We start from the raw sequence: 19,200 nt of genomic DNA, 5'->3' as shown, positions 1-19,200 counted from the left end.
GCCAATGCAGTACTTAGCTTATATACTATTAAATTAGAAATGTTCTTGATAAAGAGTCTAAAATGAAAAATTATGAATAGTGTTCAATAAATAACAAAATTGATTAACTTTGTTTGCGAAATAACAGGCTTTGCGAAAGAATATCAACTCCATAGCCAACTTGAAACTACATGAATATGAACACATTGCCAGATAAGACAGTAGAGAGATTAAGTCAATACCGTAGAAACTTATTGATTTGTAAGGGAAAAGGAAAGACTCATATTTTTTCTCATGAAATAGCTAATATTCACCATATTACTCCAGTACAAGTTCGTCGTGATATTATGTTAATTGGATATACAGGTACTTTGAGAAAGGGATATAATGTTGAAGAGTTGGTGACTTTAATAGGAGAAATTCTTGACAAACAAGAAGGACAGAATGTTGCCATTATTGGTGCGGGAAATCTAGGTCGTGCTATAATGAAATATTTTCACGATAGAAGAGACAAGTTAAGCATAGCTGCTGCTTTCGATACCAATAAAGATAAAGTAGGAACAGAATTTGACGGTATCCCTATTTATCATATCGATGAAATGAATCGTGTGATTAAAGAAAAGAATATCTCCATTGGAATTGTGTCAGTCCCACTTGAAGTAGCTGAAGAAACCTCTAAAGCTCTAGTAGAATCAGGAGTCCAAGGAATTTTGAATTATACGCCTCGCCCTATGAATGTTCCAGCTCACGTATACTTGGAGGAATATGATATGATTACTTCTCTTGAGAAAGTAGCATATTTTGCCAAAATGAAGAATAAAAAGTAGATTATTTAGCTGATAGTAAGATAACGGCAGGCATAATTTGTTCTAAATAATTCATCTCCCGAATCATTGATTTTATTGAAATAGTTGCTCCCGATATTCCATCGATATTTTTACCGTACCTATAGGTTTCTTTCTGGTGTTTTACGAATTGCTTTAACCACCATTTACTCGTTATCTCATAACCATGCTCAGATTGATAATCTAGAATTTTCAAGTCCAATAACTCAGCTTCAGAACTATAAAAGCTATAGACCCAAAATTGCTCAAACTCCTCGTCCACTTCATGCTCCACATCGCAACCTCCAACTTTACAACCATTGGCAATAGTAATCACCATATAACCTCCTCTAGTTTTTAAAGTATTTTCTACCTGATAGAAGTAGCTATTGGTTTTAGTCAAAATACTATCGTGAACAGCGATTGTTTTCTTATTGAAACTTTCCTTTTCAAAATATTTAACGAGGTTTCTGTTGATTCTTTTTTCTATTCCATGATTAAAACCCACTCCCGACCGAAATATTTCGGTGATGGGAGTGAGCATTATAATGAATATGAAAATCTTATATATCATTCTTTTGTGTTATTATTCTCAATATATATTTGTTTCAATGGTCTTTAAAATACGAAACCAAGACCGGCATTGAATGCGTGGTCATACTTTGATTGTGCAGCTGTTTTAATCCATTGATAATCTATTTTTAAAACAACACCAGAGTTGATTTTCCAATTGAGACCACTGGTAATCAATTGAGTTTCGAAACTCTTATTAGGTTCAAATCCAACAGTCTCGTGGTGTGTATTGATAAACTCGTATCTTACAAATGGGATAAGTTCTGATTTAAACTTTGTAGTTTTGAAAACATTATATCCAGCTTCAGCATAATATCCAAACATTTGTTGTCCTAAATCAGAACCACCAAAGTCATTATATTGATCTACATTTCCATTATTTACGAAAACCAATTGTCCGCGTAATTGTATTCCTTCAATTCTATAGGTAGCATCTACTCCAAACATAGCTATATCAACAATTGAACTGTCAGCTTGCTGTTGTAATTGAGGATCGTTATCCGGTAAACCATCAAATAGATTAGATTGTGATTTCCCAAGATAAGTAGCCAAACCAAGTTTCAAACGAGGAATTCCGTAATAATCGATTTTAGCAGAAAGATTTGGACTGCTAGCTATTGATTCTGCACCTTTCTGACGTCCTTTTCTAAATCCATCAGAACCTCTAAATTTTGCCTGATCGTCATAACCCAAGAACCCATTCACCATGTATAATTGGTATTTTAAGGAGATTTCCTGAATATTACCATGAATTCCTAAACCAATTTCTCTCCAAGTAGTAGGAACTATTTTTTTATCTAATAAAGGACGTTCTACTCCAAAATATACTGTAGGTTCATGAAGTTCATTTATAATTCCCATGGGAATGAGCATCAATCCTCCTTTAACTTGAAAATAGTTGTTGAATTTATAATTTAAAAAAACTTGTTCCACATATACCTCTTTCACATGTTCTAATTCAATTTCGGTAAACAACTGTAATTTTTCAGTGAAATTATAACCAAATAATAATACCAAACGATGAACATCCAATGTTCCATTATTGCTTTGGTCTTTTATTAAAGGTTGATTATAATCTATCTGTCCGTAACCCCCAATTATTAATTTTTGGTCTCTTATATCCATGAGCCTATCAGCAGAATTCATCTCTAGCTGACTTTCTTGCGCCCATAATCCTAAGCTCCCCAATAATAGAATAACAGTAATTAATTTTCTCATTTCTATGGTTTTTTTGATTTGTAATATTTCTGCTGCAAATATGCATACAGAAGCAGGAGATTGGCAATACCTATATTTAGGTATTCTGGTTCCGGCTTGTATTCTTTCAATATTTTAAGCTGTATATGTATGTCTTAAAGAGGTTTTTTCTCAAATATGTTTACTTTTGCGTGAAATTATAGATAATACAATATGGCAAGAATACTAACAGGAGTTCAGAGCACTGGAGTCCCTCACCTTGGAAATTTACTAGGAGCCATTGAGCCCGCAATAGCTATGGCCAATGATGGCAATAACGAATCGTTTTTGTTTATCGCTGATATGCACTCTTTAACGCAGATAAAAGACAGTGAAGTTTTAAAACAAAACACTAATGGAGTAGCTGCAGCTTGGCTAGCTATGGGATTAGATACCAAAAAAACGGTTTTCTACCGCCAGAGTGACGTTCCTGAAACCACTGAATTATCATGGTATTTAAGCTGTTATTTTCCATATCAAAGATTAACATTAGCCCATTCATTTAAAGACAAAGCCGATAGATTATCGGATGTCAATGCTGGACTGTTCTCTTATCCAATGCTTATGGCGGCCGATATTTTACTTTATGATGCCAATTATGTTCCAGTTGGGAAAGATCAATTGCAACATTTAGAAATGACCCGCGATGTTGCTTCTCGTTTTAATAATCAAATGGGAGATACATTTATCATTCCTGATTCAAAAACCAATGAGGAAACTAAATATGTTCCAGGTGTTGATGGAAACAAGATGAGTAAATCTAGAGACAATTTGGTGAATATCTTCTTGCCTAAAAAGCAGTTGAAGAAACAAATTATGGGAATAAAAACCGATAGCACGCCTTTGGAGGAGCCTAAAGATCCAGATACTTGTCATGTATTTGCATTATATACACTTATTGGAACTGAAGAGCAAACTGCCGCATTAAAAGAGAAATACTTAGCAGGTAATTTTGGTTATGGTCATGCCAAAACTGAGCTTTTAAATTTAGTCTTAGAGAAGTATGCCGAGCCACGTGAGAAGTTTGAGTACTATATGAGTCATCTTGAAGAATTAGATGCTATTCTTATGGAAGGTGCTGCTAAAGCTAGGGTGGTGAGTTCAGCGGTAATGGCAAGAGTTAGAGCAAAACTGGGTTTTAAATAAAATCCAGAATATAAAATATGATAAAGCAGGTTGGGGTTTTCCTTACCTGTTTTTTTATAGAATTCTATACTACTGCCATTTTATTAAAACCCAAGATGGAGAATACTTCAATTTTGTAAAATAACAATAACTTCCGTCCCCTCCCCCTCTTTACTTTCCACTTCTATCCTACCACCATGCCTATGGGCAAACTCATAGCATAATACCAAACCTAATCCCGTTCCCTTCTCTCCGGAGGTTCCTCGTGTAACTGTTTTCTTGTTCAACTCAAAAAGATACTCCACCTGTTCTTGTCTCATCCCTATGCCATTATCTGTTACATGAAGCTTTGTATAAGCCTCCTCTACTTTCACTGAGATTTTTATTTCTCCGCCCTCTTGTGTGAATTTTATGGCATTCGATATCAAGTTTCTAATGATGGTTCTTAGCATTTCCTCATCTGCATAAACTTTTGATTCTGGAGGGACTTCACAAATGAGCGTAATGAGTTTACTATTGGCTCCACTATCATATAATCTACAAACCCTATTCACCAGTGGCTCAAGTTCTAAAGATTTGGGAGAAAATTTAATACCTCCAGCATTGGAGCGGGCCCAGCTGAAAAGATTCTCTAATAAGATTAATGCAGTCTCCGAACCCTTTTTAATTTTACCGAGGAAGGTTTCAAGCGATTCTTTGTCAAACTCCTCATGACTTTCGAGTAGAATATTAGAAAAGCCTAGTATAGTAGTAAAAGGAGAACGTAAATCGTGAGCGATGATGGAGAAAAACTTGTCTTTCGTCTCATTGGCTTTTTCGAGCTCCTTAGCCACAGCCTCAATCTCCATTTTTTGCTTGACGAGTAATTGATTAACCTCCTCTAATTCTTTCTTTTGCTCTCGAAGCAGCTGATTTGCAGTCCTTCTTTGTCTTAAACTATATAAAATAAATATAGAAATAAGGGCTAGCAATAAAGATATAATAATTAAAAAATATAGAGCTGCTCTTTGTCGGTTTTGTTCAACTTGATTTATGGCATCCTTTTTCTCTTGTTCTAGCACTAAAGCCTGTTTCTCATTCTCATATTTATAGCGATATTCCAAGTTAACGGTTTCCTGAATATTCTTCTCATTAAACAAATCATCTTGAAGGCTTTTAAAAATCACATGATACTTATAGGCTTTATCAAAGTCTTTAGCTGCAGCATAAATACTCGATAGCAATTCGCTAGCATTCATTCTTAAGTTTTTATCACTATCCTCATCTTCAACATAGGATAACTTCACTAGCTTAAGCGCTTCTTTATATTTTCCTTGATTGAAGTTTACGTCGGCCAAATGAAAATAACAATATCGCTCCTGAGAAATGGATCCCAGTTTGATACTGATTTCCAAAGCCCTATTCAGATTGGTTTTAGCAGTACTGTGCTTTCCTTCCTCTTTATCAAGAATACCCATCATCATACAAGCCAATAAAACACCTTCTTGCTGATCATTATCTTCAGAAATCTTTATAGATCTCTTATAATACTCTCTTGCTTTCTCATACTCTTGGGAACTATTATATAAATAGCCAATATTTAAAAGGCTATAAGCCATCAACTTCTTAAAGCCAACGGAATCAGATAAAATCAAGCATTTCTGATAATAGGCCATGGCTTTCTCATTATCATGGAGATTCTCATATAAATTCCCAATATTCAAATAAGAATTGGCTACACCCTTTAAATCCTCTCGTTCAAAATCTATATCTAAGGACCTTTGATAATAATTTAAGGCTTGAGGGTACTGTCCTAAAATCTCATAGATGGTTCCCAGATTATTAAGCCCTGCAGAAACACCACTCATGGAATGGATTTGCTCCGCCTTTCGCAAGGACATACCATATTGCTCCAAGGCTTCATTATAATCTCCTGTATAGTCATAATAAATCCCCAGTAAATTATACCCATTCACTATTCCTACCTCATAGTTAATTTCTTTGGAAAGCTCAAGAAGCTCAACTGCATATTTTTTAGTTAACTCTAAATCGGTGGTATAGGTTTCAAAACCAATGTCATTGAGTAATTCAGCACGAATGGTATCCTTAGTGCTTCTGCTCTCCAAAACCTCTATCAAACTATCTGCATGCTGAGGAGGCATTGAATCTTTACTATAAGCATAAGAGAAAAGAAAGATAACGGATATGAAGCTTAAATATTTTTTCATTCCTTTTGGTTTTGTGGTATGCTAAAATAGTAAAAAGGAAGAGGATTTGCAATGGCTATTCATATATAGCTATTATATACCAACTAGCTATAATCAGTTTTCAGTGAAAATATTGCAATTATTGTAAAAAAGCTTGTAATATACCCCTATCGGGAAAGTATTTAGATTTCTCCTCCCACTGGTCGACGAAATGACATTGATATATAGGGGTTTAGGCAAAGGCAGCGAGGACGCATTTAATTTCCACAAGTAGTCCTCGCTGCCTTTGCTCCAGAAAACAAGGTAATATCATTTCGACAGAAGGCTCGTAACAGAGTGAAGAGCTGTATGGAGAAATCTATTGCGATAAACAAACCTTACTATCATCCTACCGACTTTCTGCTCTAATTCTATTTAAAAAGCTTCTATCGATAAAGCATTTTAATACTCATACCCTTTTGTGCTGACCAACCCTCTTGGTCGGTTAGGCTAATAAAGAAATGGTAATCGCCTTCATCGAAAGACTCACCTCCACTATTAGCAGGAATTATAATGCTTACATTGGTTTCGTATTCTGTCTGACCAGAAGGAATGCTATAATCCTCTATAGATACAAATGGGCTTTCTGGGGTTTTGATAGGGTCTAGACTGCATTCTGAGACATCTGTAGTATGGGAATGATGATCAAAATTATTATGAATGCTAATACTATAGGAACCCAATTCGACATTATCTTTTAATAATACTTTCAAATCAAAAGATTCACCAAAATATAAGGTATCACAATTCATAGGAAAAGCCCCTGCAAAGCTATTGTCAATTTGAGGTTTCTCGGTATCTATGTCTTCATCCTTATTACAGGAAATACTTATAAATAAAATAAGCAATGAGTAAATGAAATATTTAAACGTTTTCATGGTTAAAAGTTTTATTGAGGGTTTTATAACGAACTATATATCTAATTAATTTAGAGGATGCTTTTTTCACTCCCCTTGGGGCTGGGGCAAACGAAAAAAGATTGAACCGCATTAAATTAGGGCTTTAGGCCTCTGTCTTTGAATAAGTACTAATTTGAATACCTCAAAAGTTTTACAAGAGGCTGCATGAAAAGCGAAACTAATGATTCTCAACATTCAGACAGCCTCTTCTATTTAAATTATTCTTCAATAAGTTGTAATTCAGCTTCTGCGCTGCTTTGATTACCTTCTAAATCAGTCACAATAAAATCGAAATGATAGTCTCCTGCTTCAGCAAGACTGTCAATTTCTAGGTGCTCATGAAAAGTAGTATTCTTAAGCCCATAGAATTTGGTATAGACTGTATCTATTTCCCATTCCTCATGTTCACCCTCTCCTTTATGTTCTCCTTCGGGGTGGATTCTTACCTGAACGGTGTTTATCTTTCCTTCGGCAACAATATCTACATCCATATGAAGATCACCACCAATAGCAACAGCATAATCGTTACTATGGCTATCTCCATGTCCCAGTTCATGAATAGTGATGACTGGCTTTGCTATTTCATCCTCTTTTGTACAGGAGGAGAAAACAATAGCTGTTATCAATGCAATCGAAATTAATAGGATTCTTGTATTCATTGTTTTTAATTTTATGGTCTGCTGATTTAGCAGACCTCGTTATACATATTATTTTTCTTTTATTATTCCTGAAAAGGGAATGGAAATATTGACAATAAAATTTCTCCCCGGTTCAGGTACATTAATCATCCTGTAATAGCTGGTATGATTAAAGTACTTAGTATTCAACAGGTTTTGCACCTGCATCGAGATGTTTATTTTTTGATTTCTTAAATTGACATCTCCTCCAAAACTCAGATTAAACACCTGATATCCATCGGTTTTTTCTTCGGGAGGAACGATATTGTTTTGGGCCGCTGTCATCCTATAATCAACCGAGAAATAGGCATTTTTAATAAAGCTTATGCTTGGCTGTTGGAATTTAACATTAAGAATTCCAGAGGGTGGTGGCGAAAAGGGTAAGGTGAAGCCCTTTTTCTCTCCCGACATTTGCTCAGAATATACATATTCACCAATAAGCCCAAGCTGTAGCCATTTATAAAGCTCAAAATGAGCGTGTAATTCAGCACCATACCTTAATACTTCGCTTTGAGTATAATAAAATACTTGGTTGCCATTACCATAAAGTCTATCGTGTTCAGATGTTGGATTCAGATAAATATAATTCGTGAAATAGTTAAAGAAAGGAGTGGCTCCAATAGCAAATCTTTTATTATGATATTCCAATCCCATATCTATCTGATAAGATATTTCTGGTGATAGATTGGCATTACCCACTTCGTAGCTGAAATGATGATAATTTACTCCGTTTGCGGCCAATTCTTTAGCTATAGGCATTCGGAAGCTTTTACCAATATTGACTTTATAGGACCATTTACCAGGATTATAATTATAGCCTAGTGACCAAGTAAAGTTTGAAAAGCTTCTGTTGATGTTTTCAGCTCTCTGCAAATATTGCATAGTGGTATCCCCATTTTCAATAACTGGGGATGTAAACCAATCATAATATTCTTGGGTTTCAATATTTCCATAGTCATATCGGATTCCTGCTTGAATAATGCTTTTTTCAGAAATAAAATACTTCCCAAATACAAAGCCGCCCATATTGAACTGCTGGTATTCAGGAATGATAAATCCACGTCCATCAATTTGATTATCTTGAAACTCACTATTGAGCCCAAACTTTAATTGTATTTTATCTGATAATTGATAATGAAACTTGAGATGACCAGAGTATACATTTTTCGTGAACTGTCGTTCTAGGTCTGGGTTAAAATCCATTGAATCAGGAAAAACCGCAGGCATATAGCCATGTTGTACATACGGACTCCATTCCTGTCTGAAATTTCGCTGATAGCCCAAGTCTAATTCAATTTTCAGCTTATCCCATCTATAGAAACTGCTATTGGTGGCCTTTAAATGACGACTCAATTGATAAGGATATAGAATGTCTCTATTGGATTGATCATGCAAGTCTGTGTCTATGTTTCGAGGTTCTAAACCATGTGCATTGGCAAAAAAACCACTTTTCGAGTTCACACTGCTGATGTAAAAATGACTTTGAAATTGGTCTTTAATCATCCCAAAGGATAGGTGTAGGTTCTTTTCTTTACCAGCTGTATTACGTAAGTTATTATTGTACAAAGGAGCACGATAAGAATAAATATCAACACTATCAGTAGGGACTTTGTAATCGCCATAATCCATTATAGTGGCACGAATATCTGCAAAGAACCAGTTTTTTCTCATAAACATGGAAATGGAAGTACCCAGTAAATCATTATTAGTTTTACCTAATAAATCAACAGAACCACCAAAGGAGTTCTTAGCATGTATTTCCCTTTTTTTCATGTCGATGATTCCACCAATGGCATCTGAACCATACATTAGCGAGGCAGGACCTTTAATGACTTCAATATTATCTACAGCATATTGGTCAATTTCAAGGCCATGGTCGGTACCCCATTGCTGAGCCTCGTGCTTTATATTGTTCTCCACCACCACCACTCTATTAAACCCAAGTCCTCGAATAACAGGTTTCGACTGGCCCGAACCAATTCCAATACTGCTTATCCCTGGTAATCGTTCTAGAGAATTCATTAAACTACCACCTAGGTTTTGTTTCAGGTACTCCTCATTTACAATTTCTACATTAAGCGATTCTTCTTTCTTTCTATTTTCTATATAATTATCATTTACCTCAATTTCTTGAAGGCTAAGTGCACTCACCTCTAATTGATAATTGATGGTTTTGTGACCATTTATAGAAATGGTATCTATCAATGATTGATAACCTATAAATGAAATTTCTATTTTATACTTACCTGCTGGTAAATGCTCCATCACAAAGTCACCATTAGCATTGGTGATGCTGCCTTTTTTCACTGGAAAAAGAAATACGGATGCACCGGCTAAGGCTTGGTTGTTTTCATCAACAACCATACCTTTAAGCTCAAAATGCATTTGCGCATAGGAAGCATTATAAAGAAAAGCCATGCCTATTAAAAGCATGAAAAACTTGCTCATATTAAAATAATTGAGTGAAATAAATACCTAAAAATCTGTAGAATGTCGTTTAAGAAAGCTGAAACGGTGGTGCTCTAGGCGATTTGTTAGAAAATCTTATTTTGAGAGGAAGCTTAGGAGCGATCTCTTTAGTTTTAAAGCTAATAGTTGGAATGAAAATAGGAAATAAAGAAGTCCTAGGTAAATCATTAATGGTTAATTGATATTCACAGATATCGCAGCTATCTTCTTTTTCACAAAAGGCTTGATGGTTTTGATGTATTCCTTTGCCAGATATTGCAAATTCATGCTCACAATGGTGTTCATGATCGTGATGCCAAACTATATGAATAGATTGGAATATGATTGGAAATAAAAATATCCAAAACAAAATGCTGGCAATATGTATTCTGTGTTTTGTCAAGTATTCTATTGGTTTTTACATATGGAACAAAGTCCTTTAATTAAAACCTCGGTTTCGGTATCGGAATAACCATCGGGCAACTGATATTTTTGAACCGGGATATTCTCCATACATTTAACAGTATTACATTCCTTACAATAAAAGTGTGCATGTTCCTCTTTATGCGTAACAGTATTATCCAGTGCATATTTGACCAACTGATTATCGATAACTATTTTATGGATAATATGATGCTCTTCAAGAGTCTTAAAAGAACGGTAAAAAGTAGTTCGATTATAATTCCCTTCCAAACGTTCCCTAATCTCATTTTCAGATAGGGCTTGCTTGGCAGTCTGCACTACCTTAAGAATTCCCTCACGACAACTGGTTCGTTTGAGATGATGATTATTTAAAATATCCACTGGTTTCATAAATGCAAATCTATTTCAAATGCAACAATGGTGCAAAGGTATTTTGTTTTGTGATTCATAAAAGAAAATATTTGTTAAAATCTAGCTAAGCTAAATATGATGATTTCGGATAAATAAATAACCTTTTCATCTATTACCTTAATTCCGCAAGAGCATTTAAGGTATTATCTTAAAAACAATTCCTACATTTGGGCTAACATTTAATCAGACAATTAAAAATCCGTTTCTTATTTAGTTTATAGCCTTTTGATAAGTTTCTGGTGTTTTATTTTTGATAAAACATAAGTATATCAGCAATTTGAGCTAAGATATAGTTAATAAAAGTGAATATATAGGAAGTTGAAATCATTTTGAAAAACCAGATTAATGAAAAAACTAATGGGATGAATATACGGAAGATAAGGATTAGGCTTGTCCTCACTGGTATAGTTGTTTTAGTTCTTTTTGTAATCAATAAGGAATACTTAAGACCTGCATTCCAAAACAATGAGGTTGTTTCAATTATAGTAGGTAGTTTGCCAAATTTCTTAGGTGCCTATTTGTTTAGTTTGCTTCCTTTTGAAAGAATAATCAAGTCAAATAACAAAAACAGAAAGGCTTATTACTACCTCTACGTGGCTTTCATTTTTATCTTTCTAATAATTGAAGAATTCTTCCCTTTTTTTACCGCCTCTAAAACATTTGATGTTTACGATATCCTTGCCAGTGGAATGGGGTGTATTCTTGCCATTTTAAGCTATGAAATTACGATAAAGAAAATGCTTATTAAAAACCAAGCATCTTAAACAGCCTGAATTCAGCACAATAACACCTAATGAACATAAACAACCAAGTTTTTACGTTTCGATTACAACTCTGATATTCACCTTTTTTTAATTGGGTATATATTCCTTACTAAACATACACCAATCCTTTCCTACAAACAAAAGAAAAATTTTGCTGCGGTGATTGAAGCCATTAATCTCCTTATTTTTGCGGTAAATAAAAGTATTATTCTTGTAAGCAAGAAAATGACAAAGTGTATGTATTTATAGCGCATTAAAAGCAACAGATACTACATTAAAAAAGGTCCTTAATAAAGTTAACTTCTGGGAGATTCATAAAGGGACAGGCTTGAATAGTCGTCAGAGATTGATGCTTAATAAATAATGAGAAAGTTTTGAAGAAAAATTAAATAATTCAAAATGGGCAAATACTGCAAAAGAAGGAAGAAGCACTAATTATGAATTAAAAGAAATACCTGAAGATAATACCTAATCGTATAACACAAAAAAAATAAACAGAATGAAAATATTAGCATTTAATGGAAGCCCTCGTAAAGCGGGGAATACATACGAAGCTTTAAAAATAGTATGTGAGCAATTAGAAGCCAAAGGCATAGAAACGGAGATGATACAAGTGGGTATTAAGAATATTAGGTCTTGTACGGCTTGTGGTATGTGTGCTAAGAATAAGAACGAAGCCTGTGTGGCGAAAACAGACCCTGTTAACGATTGGATTCAAAAAATGAAACAAGCGGATGGATTTATTTTGGGTTCTCCGGTGCATTATGCTTCCTTGGCGGGCAATATGAAATCATTCCTTGATAGGGCATTCTATGTATCTGGTGTGAATGGAAATATGTTCCGTCATAAGGTAGGAGCTTCTGTAGTTGCGGTTCGTCGTTCAGGAGGCTTACCCACCTTCAACGAGTTAAACAATTATATGAACTATTCAGAAATGATGTTGGCTTCTTCTAACTACTGGAATGTGATACATGGAACTATGCCTGGCGAGGTTCATCAAGATGAAGAAGGTATACAAATTATGAGAGTATTGGGCAAGAATATGGCTTATCTATTAGAGTTGAGGGAGCACGGAAAAGGTAAGGTGGAAGCACCAGAACAAGAGAAGAAAATATATATTCATTTTGTGAGGTAAATCGTATAGAGTAAATGACTTTTACATTGATTCTATTTTGCACGAATATTTCGGGTGCCAATCATAATCCCAGTAACAATCAAGAATGCACTAATAAAGTGATAAACCTGCAAGTGTTCTCCCAAAAATACCCAAGCGGCAATTCCGCTAAATAAGGGAAGCAAGAAGTAAATCATCCCAGCAGAAGGAGCGCCAATTTTTTCGATGGCCTTATTCCATGAAACAAATGATATGAGTGAAGCACAAATACCAATATAGAGGATGCTAGCAAAAATGGGCATTGTGATGATTTCGGGTTCTGTCTGCAGGCTTTTATTCACCAAATAGAAAGGCAGAAGTATGACGAGTCCAATGAGAAAGGTCATGTATTGCAAACTGATCACCGATATTGCAGCAGGTTTTCGTTTGAGCAACATGCTATGAATAGAGAACGTAAAAGCCGCCATCAACATCAATGGGTCACCCGGATGAAATGACAATTGGAGGAGTCTGGAAAGCTGCCCCTGACTGATAATACTCAATACACCTACTAATACAATCAGTATTCCTAAAGACTTCTTTAGGGTAATCTTCTCTTTAAAGAGAAGGCTGGATAAAATGAGTATAAAAATAGGAAAAGTGAGTGCAATGAGGGAAAGGTTGATGGCTGTGGTACTGCGGCCAGCAAAGTAAATGAGCGTATTAAAAGTACTCACTCCCAACAGCGCAGTAATGGCTAAATAGGGAAGCTTTGCTCGTATGGCTTTCCAATCTCGTCTTACTGAATTCAGCGCAAAAGGAGTAAACACCAAAACTGCTACTGTCCAACGATAAAACGCCAAACTAAAGGGATGTATCTCTGCTGACCATCCTCTAGCTACCACAAAATTCCCCGACCAGAGTGCTGTGGCCAAAAGTGCAAATGCAAATCCTATCAGCTTATTATTCGTCTGTATTTCGTTCTTTTTATCGCTCATCTATTTCAGCTGCAAATGAACGGAATTTAGTTTGGGCACGCAAAAGCTGATGATACAATCTTTATTTTGCAGATCATGCCAATTCCCAATAAGGAATAATTTCCATTTTAGTGTTTTCTAAAACCTTGGTATCCTCAAAGCAAATTAATAATCTAGTCTATTTCAGATTAATAATAATGCATTAATTTATTTCTACATTTGTGCAAATCAAAAATAGACCATGTTTCAATCACACTTTGGCGAGTTTGCAGCCTTAATGACTGCTGTTTTTTGGACCATTACGGCACTAGCTTTTGAAGGGGCCACTAAACGTGTAGGCCCTTTTGCCGTAAACCTCATTCGATTATTATTTGCCATCGTCCTTTTAAGTATCATGTCTTATTTTAGTAGAGGGATTGCTTTTCCAGTAGATGCCACTACATATATGTGGTTTTGGCTTGGATTGTCGGGTGTAGTTGGATTTATTATCGGCGATTATTTTCTTTTTGCCTCCTATCCTCAAATTGGCTCAAGAATGGCCATGCTCATGATGACCTTGGCGCCACCCATGGCTGCCTTTTTTGGATGGATGGTGCTTGGCGAAACCATGAATTTAAAAGGCTTAGCTGGAATGTTGTTAGTATTATCGGGAATTGGAATTGCCATTTGGAGTAAACCCAGTGGCGAAAAGAAAGCCAAATTAAAATTCCCCATTAAAGGACTGCTTTTTGCCTTTATTGGCGCACTCGGACAAGGAGGAGGAATTGTATTAAGCAAATACGGAATGGGAGAATATAATGCTTTTGCAGCTACTCAAATTCGTGTTATTGTCGGCATTATTGGATTTACCATCATCATCACCTTTTTAAGACGATGGAGAAATGTAACAGCTACTTTTAAAAATAAATTGGCCTTAAGAGGTATTGTGGTAGGTTCTATATTCGGACCATTTCTAGGGGTTTCCTTTTCTCTGCTTGCCGTTCAGAATACCAATACAGGAATTGCCTCCACCATTATGGCTATAGTTCCTGTTTTAATCATTCTACCAGCTGTGGTTTTGTATAAACAGAAAGTGAGTTGGGCTGAGGTTGCTGGAGCTTTCTTGAGTGTTTTGGGTGTGGCTATGTTTTTTATATAGGGGTACTAAACAATTAAAAGAAATTACATAATTCGTAATTTTAACAAAAAGGAGCTATCGAGAAGATTTATTCATTGAGTTCCCCTATTTTCCGTTCTGCCAGTTCAATCAAAGAATGATTTCGAAAGCATCTCTAGCTCATATTATAGCAGAATGATACCGATTGATGATATTATCCATACTAATTCCCTTTTATCATTTGGCTTAATAAAAGATTATAATACTTTTGTTATTGCACTAACTAACACATTCCATCATGAAAAAATTAATCCTATTTTTTTCCATACTATTATTTACCACGGTGGTATTAGCTCAACAAGTTGACAAGCAGGAAGCCATAAAGGTTGGGAAGGTATTTTTAAACAATACTAAAAGCAATATTTATAGTTTGAAGGACTATGAAACTTGTTCATATAAAGGTGGGATTCTTTACCATATCGTAAATCTTTCACCTGCTGGTTATGCCTTGGTATCCAATGGTAAAGATTTTGCTCCTATACTTGCTTATTCTTTACATGGCAAATATGAAAAGAATAATAACAATCCCTTGCATCAATTAATCTGTGCTGATTTTGAAAAGAGAGCTGCTTCTGAAGGGCTTTATCTTTCGAAATTTAAAGATGAAAACAATAAAAGTTGGGCTGTATTATTGTCTGGAAAATCAAATAATAAAAGTAGTTTATCATGGCCTGAATTAGGAACTACATCCACCGAAGGTTGGGTAGAAGCACAATGGTCGCAATCTGCACCCTATAATGCTGCATGTCCCATGGATCCAATAGACAATGCGAGAAGCATAGCAGGCTGTCCTTCCATCACCATGGCTCAGATATTAGATTTTCATAAAACCATCAATGAAAAGATATTTTCTGATGAAGATGATTATTTTCACAATTATAGTGGAAGACAATATGATATAGATGATGATTTCGAAGAACTGGATTTCCCTTCTTTCCCCGAATTAAACACGAATTTAAATAGTCTTCAAAATAGTTATTCAGTGGGGATTAATCCTTCTAATCTTGAAATAGCAAATCTTGTATTTGCATGTGGTGTAGCTTGTACTCAGGTTTATTCTTCCTCAGCATCTGGAACTTTCGGAGTAAATCAAGCAGCAGATGCATATGGTTCTTTTAATTGTTCCAACTCCGAATTACTATATCCAAATATGGAGAATCTTTATGAGAGGATGGCATTTAATATGCGTCATGCCTTACCGATTCATCTAGCAGTGGTAAATGACGCTATGACTGTGGGACACAATGTAGTTCTTGATGGATGGAATGAGGATAATTTTTACCACGTTAATTTTGGATGGGGTGGTTCTTACGATTCTTGGTATCATATTCCTGATGATTTACCCTATGAACTTACCGTTATTGAAGGCGTTGTTCTCGATATTTTGTTAGAGAATATGCAAAACACAGCTCCATTTTCTTCTGATATCATTATAACGTGCAATGAAAATGTTGAAATAGACATAGTGGCAGAAACATTCATAAATGCTTATTCTGATGCTGAACTCGATACCATAATGAAGATTAAAATCACCGAACTACCTAGTTTTGGAGTGCTTGATTATAATGGTAGTCTTGTTATTATAGGGCAAGAAATTGACTTTTCCAGCTTCAGTCAAATGACATATTCCTCTAATTCAAATCCTGCTGTGGATGACCATTTTAAGTTTCAAGTATATGATGGTTTTGAGTATTCTGAAGAAGCAACATTTCAAACCCTTTTTGATATAACAGCTTTGGGAGAAGATAAAAGTAATCTTGATTTTGAATTATTTCCAATCCCTTGTAGCAATGAGCTTAGCATTAGTTTTGAAAGAAATTCTGAGCAATCTGTCATTAAAATCTATAGTATTGTTGGAGAAGAACAGTTGAGGGTTTCAACAAGGGAACAGCAGGTTATTCTACAATTAAATGGTTTTTCAGATGGTATTTATTTTGTTGAAATTGAGCAGAATAATGAATCGCTGACAAAAAAAATAATTGTCAAAAAGTAGCAATGCCAATACAATTTACTCTTTTTTGCTCAACAAAGAAATCACATCCTCCAAATTCTTCTTAAGATGTATCAAATCTTTTATTTCCAAAGAACTATCAAGGAGTTTTTTAGATAAATCTTCGGGAATAGATTTTGCTTTTTCTTGTAAATCGAAGCCCTGATTGCTAAGTTTAATGATGACTTTCCGCTCGTCTTGCTTGGAGCGCTCACGCTCCACTAATCCTTGCTTTTCCATCCTTTTTAGCAGAGGCGTAATGGTATTGGTATTCAAAATTAATTTCTTAGCAATATCATTTACTGGCATGCCATCCTCTTCCCATAATATCATTAAAACCAAATATTGTGGATAGGTGATTTTTAGCTGGTCGAGATAAGGTTGATATTCCCTTATAATTAATCTAGAAGCTGCATATACCGGGAAGCACAGCTGATTTTCTAATTTTAGTTGATTGTATTTCATGGGGTTTGTTTTGTTTGATGACCGATGTCCGATGTGGAGCCCGAACTAAAGAATTAGCTCTACATCCCACATCTGTCATCCCTCATCCCGCCTCTTATTTCAAATTCTTCTCCAAATACACATCTATCTTCTCCGGCTTAGTAGTAGGAGCAAACCTCTTCACCGGATTTCCTTCTGCATCGATTAGAAACTTAGTGAAATTCCATTTGATTTTATTGCCCAGAGTTCCTTTGAGTTCTTGCTTGAGGTATTTATAAAGTGGATGAGCATTATCTCCATTTACATCAATGATAGAAAACATGGGAAAGCTAACTCCATAATTAATCACACAACCCTGTTCAATTGACTTCTCATCCCCAGGTTCTTGATTGGCAAACTGATTACTTGGGAATCCCAATATCACCAAACCTTGGTCTTTATACTTCCGGTATAGTTTTTCTAATCCTTCGTATTGAGGAGTCAATCCACATTTACTCGCGGTATTTACTATTAATACTGTTTTGCCTTTATAGGCTTCCATTTTTATATCTTTTCCCTGTAGGGATTTGGCTTCGAAATTATAAAATGTATTATTCATAATGTTGTTTTTCTTGTTTGATGAGTGATGACAGATGTAGGGTTCTGAATACTGGGTTTTGCTTGTAGTCCTTATTGTAAACTTCCCTCTTTGAATCTTGAAATCAGCTTGCCCCTACCCTAAAGGGAGACTGAATTTCAAGCATACTGCTTTTGACTTGGAGCCTCGAAATTTGAACATTAAACTTGGAACTTTAAACGCCTTTTTTACAAGCCCCTGTTGACCAAAGGGCCCATAGCACTAATACTGGCTGAAAGAATAAGCGAATCAATCTGGCTCTATCACTATCTAATCCAAAGGCATCTACTTCATTGATGTATTGAGAGATATTGCCTGGAAATACAGCGATAAAAAATAGAGCGGCTGTCCAGCCAACTATATGTTTCCATTTGTATAGAAAGATTAAACTGGCACCTAATACTATTTCTACTATTCCTGAAAGCACCACTACCAAATCGGTTCCTAAAGGCATCCACTGTGGTACCTGTGCTACAAATTCTTGTCTGAGCCATGTAAGGTGGCCAATTCCAGCATATAATAATGCTGCTCCTAATAGTATTCTTAATATTGTTTTTATGTATTTCATTTTACTAGATGTTTGATGACTGATGCTGGATGTTCGAAGTAATACTTCTTGCTTCGTGCATCCTGCTTCCAACTGTATTATGTCGTTCGCGATGCAAACATACTTGATATTATTTATATCGCGCACGATGTTTATGTTTTTAGCTTTATTTTAACAGCTCACCGATTCTAAATTCTTAATTTTACTTCATGGAAAAAAGAGAAAACATCGTATTCATAGCCACCAGTATTGACGGATATATAGCTGATAAAGATGGAGGAATCTCCTACTTAGAAATGATTCCAAATCCGGAACAGAATGATATGGGCTATGGAAAGCTAATGGAAAAAGTGGATGCCTTAGTGATGGGAAGAAATACCTATGAAAAGGTTTTGAGTTTCGGAATAGGATGGCCTTATACTAAACCTGTTTATATTTTATCCAACACTTTAGAATCTGTTCCTCAGCAATTCCAAGATAAAGTAGAACTGGTAAAAGGTAATTTGGAAGAAGTTTTAGAGCAAATACATGCTAAAGGACATCACAAACTTTATATCGACGGAGGAAAAGTTATTCAACAATTTCTCTGTGAAGATTTAATAGACGAAATGATACTCACCACCATCCCCATATTGCTCGGAGGAGGCGTTCCATTATTTGCTCAACTTCCAAAAGAATTGTCATTTGAGTTGAAAGAGTCGAAAGTGTTTTTGGGAGAAGTGACCCGGAGAACCTATATCAGGAAGAGGGAATTAAAAAATGATAGTTGATCGCTAGGGCCTCAACCCTCTTC

18 protein-coding genes are annotated in these 19,200 nt (G+C 35.4%); 7 read left to right on the top strand and 11 right to left on the bottom strand.

The features are described from left to right. Nucleotides 1-170 precede the first annotated feature (170 nt). A complete protein-coding gene (locus HNS40_RS00335) occupies nt 171-806 on the top strand; it encodes a redox-sensing transcriptional repressor Rex (RefSeq protein WP_172276044.1) in 636 nt (211 codons plus the stop codon). A 1-nt stretch (nt 807) separates the two neighbouring features. Here the strand turns inward: HNS40_RS00335 and HNS40_RS00330 are convergent, their stop codons facing one another. Both HNS40_RS00330 and HNS40_RS00325 read right to left on the bottom strand, forming a co-directional pair. Next, nucleotides 808-1,377: an FMN-binding protein gene (locus HNS40_RS00330; protein ID WP_172276042.1), complete on the bottom strand. Its 570-nt coding sequence runs from the start codon at nt 1,375-1,377 to the stop codon at nt 808-810. A gap of 44 nt (nt 1,378-1,421) precedes the next feature. Further along, complete coding sequence (locus HNS40_RS00325; RefSeq protein ID WP_172276040.1) at nt 1,422-2,594, bottom strand: hypothetical protein; 1,173 nt, start codon at nt 2,592-2,594, stop codon at nt 1,422-1,424. A 192-nt stretch (nt 2,595-2,786) separates the two neighbouring features. Between HNS40_RS00325 and trpS the strand changes: the two genes are divergently transcribed. Next, the gene (trpS, locus tag HNS40_RS00320) at nt 2,787-3,758 is read left to right on the top strand and encodes a tryptophan--tRNA ligase (protein WP_172276038.1); all 972 of its coding nucleotides are present in this window, start codon (nt 2,787-2,789) and stop codon (nt 3,756-3,758) included. A gap of 107 nt (nt 3,759-3,865) precedes the next feature. Here the strand turns inward: trpS and HNS40_RS00315 are convergent, their stop codons facing one another. From HNS40_RS00315 to HNS40_RS00295, 5 genes are all read right to left on the bottom strand, one after another. Continuing rightward, nucleotides 3,866-5,944 (bottom strand): tetratricopeptide repeat-containing sensor histidine kinase, encoded by a 2,079-nt coding sequence (locus HNS40_RS00315; RefSeq protein ID WP_172276036.1) that lies wholly within the window; start codon nt 5,942-5,944, stop codon nt 3,866-3,868. A gap of 404 nt (nt 5,945-6,348) precedes the next feature. Continuing rightward, complete coding sequence (locus tag HNS40_RS00310; protein ID WP_172276034.1) at nt 6,349-6,840, bottom strand: DUF4625 domain-containing protein; 492 nt, start codon at nt 6,838-6,840, stop codon at nt 6,349-6,351. A 239-nt stretch (nt 6,841-7,079) separates the two neighbouring features. Then, nucleotides 7,080-7,520, bottom strand: coding sequence for a DUF4625 domain-containing protein (locus HNS40_RS00305; RefSeq protein ID WP_172276032.1), 441 nt, complete (start codon nt 7,518-7,520; stop codon nt 7,080-7,082). A 48-nt stretch (nt 7,521-7,568) separates the two neighbouring features. Continuing rightward, nucleotides 7,569-9,986 carry a TonB-dependent receptor gene (locus HNS40_RS00300; protein WP_172276030.1) on the bottom strand — a complete coding sequence of 806 codons (2,418 nt, stop codon included), beginning with the start codon at nt 9,984-9,986 and terminating at the stop codon, nt 7,569-7,571. A 408-nt stretch (nt 9,987-10,394) separates the two neighbouring features. After that, on the bottom strand, nt 10,395-10,799 hold the full coding sequence (locus tag HNS40_RS00295; RefSeq protein ID WP_172276028.1) for a Fur family transcriptional regulator: 405 nt from the start codon (nt 10,797-10,799) through the stop codon (nt 10,395-10,397). Between the two features lie 383 nt (nt 10,800-11,182). Here HNS40_RS00295 and HNS40_RS00290 point away from each other — a divergent pair, with 383 nt between their 5' ends. Together HNS40_RS00290 and HNS40_RS00285 are read left to right on the top strand one after the other, a co-directional pair. Then, nucleotides 11,183-11,584, top strand: coding sequence for a hypothetical protein (locus HNS40_RS00290; RefSeq protein WP_172276026.1), 402 nt, complete (start codon nt 11,183-11,185; stop codon nt 11,582-11,584). Nucleotides 11,585-12,083: 499 nt separating this feature from the next. After that, entirely contained in the window at nt 12,084-12,719 is a 636-nt protein-coding gene (locus tag HNS40_RS00285) for a flavodoxin family protein (RefSeq protein WP_172276024.1), read from the top strand. Between the two features lie 32 nt (nt 12,720-12,751). Here the strand turns inward: HNS40_RS00285 and HNS40_RS00280 are convergent, their stop codons facing one another. After that, nucleotides 12,752-13,675 (bottom strand): DMT family transporter, encoded by a 924-nt coding sequence (locus tag HNS40_RS00280; protein WP_172276022.1) that lies wholly within the window; start codon nt 13,673-13,675, stop codon nt 12,752-12,754. A 220-nt stretch (nt 13,676-13,895) separates the two neighbouring features. Between HNS40_RS00280 and HNS40_RS00275 the strand changes: the two genes are divergently transcribed. Both HNS40_RS00275 and HNS40_RS00270 read left to right on the top strand, forming a co-directional pair. Further along, nucleotides 13,896-14,792 carry a DMT family transporter gene (locus HNS40_RS00275; protein ID WP_172276020.1) on the top strand — a complete coding sequence of 299 codons (897 nt, stop codon included), beginning with the start codon at nt 13,896-13,898 and terminating at the stop codon, nt 14,790-14,792. 256 nt (nt 14,793-15,048) lie between these two features. Then, on the top strand, nt 15,049-16,803 hold the full coding sequence (locus HNS40_RS00270) for a C10 family peptidase (RefSeq protein WP_172276018.1): 1,755 nt from the start codon (nt 15,049-15,051) through the stop codon (nt 16,801-16,803). Nucleotides 16,804-16,818: 15 nt separating this feature from the next. Here HNS40_RS00270 and HNS40_RS00265 read toward each other — a convergent pair whose 3' ends face one another. From HNS40_RS00265 to HNS40_RS00255, 3 genes are all read right to left on the bottom strand, one after another. Then, nucleotides 16,819-17,265 carry a MarR family winged helix-turn-helix transcriptional regulator gene (locus HNS40_RS00265; RefSeq protein WP_172276016.1) on the bottom strand — a complete coding sequence of 149 codons (447 nt, stop codon included), beginning with the start codon at nt 17,263-17,265 and terminating at the stop codon, nt 16,819-16,821. A 94-nt stretch (nt 17,266-17,359) separates the two neighbouring features. Continuing rightward, nucleotides 17,360-17,842: a glutathione peroxidase gene (locus HNS40_RS00260; RefSeq protein WP_172276014.1), complete on the bottom strand. Its 483-nt coding sequence runs from the start codon at nt 17,840-17,842 to the stop codon at nt 17,360-17,362. A 193-nt stretch (nt 17,843-18,035) separates the two neighbouring features. After that, nucleotides 18,036-18,428: a DoxX family membrane protein gene (locus tag HNS40_RS00255; RefSeq protein WP_172276012.1), complete on the bottom strand. Its 393-nt coding sequence runs from the start codon at nt 18,426-18,428 to the stop codon at nt 18,036-18,038. Between the two features lie 188 nt (nt 18,429-18,616). On the opposite strand from HNS40_RS00255, the gene HNS40_RS00250 reads away from it, so the two are divergent. Further along, nucleotides 18,617-19,177 carry a dihydrofolate reductase family protein gene (locus tag HNS40_RS00250; RefSeq protein WP_172276010.1) on the top strand — a complete coding sequence of 187 codons (561 nt, stop codon included), beginning with the start codon at nt 18,617-18,619 and terminating at the stop codon, nt 19,175-19,177. The last annotated feature ends 23 nt before the right edge of the window (nt 19,178-19,200 follow it).

The sequence above is a fragment of the Lentimicrobium sp. S6 genome (genome assembly GCF_013166635.1).
Taxonomy (GTDB): Bacteria; Bacteroidota; Bacteroidia; order Bacteroidales; family UBA12170; genus UBA12170.
The sequence above is the reverse complement of the archived record's forward strand: the minus strand, read 5'-3'. Positions and strand labels throughout refer to the sequence as shown.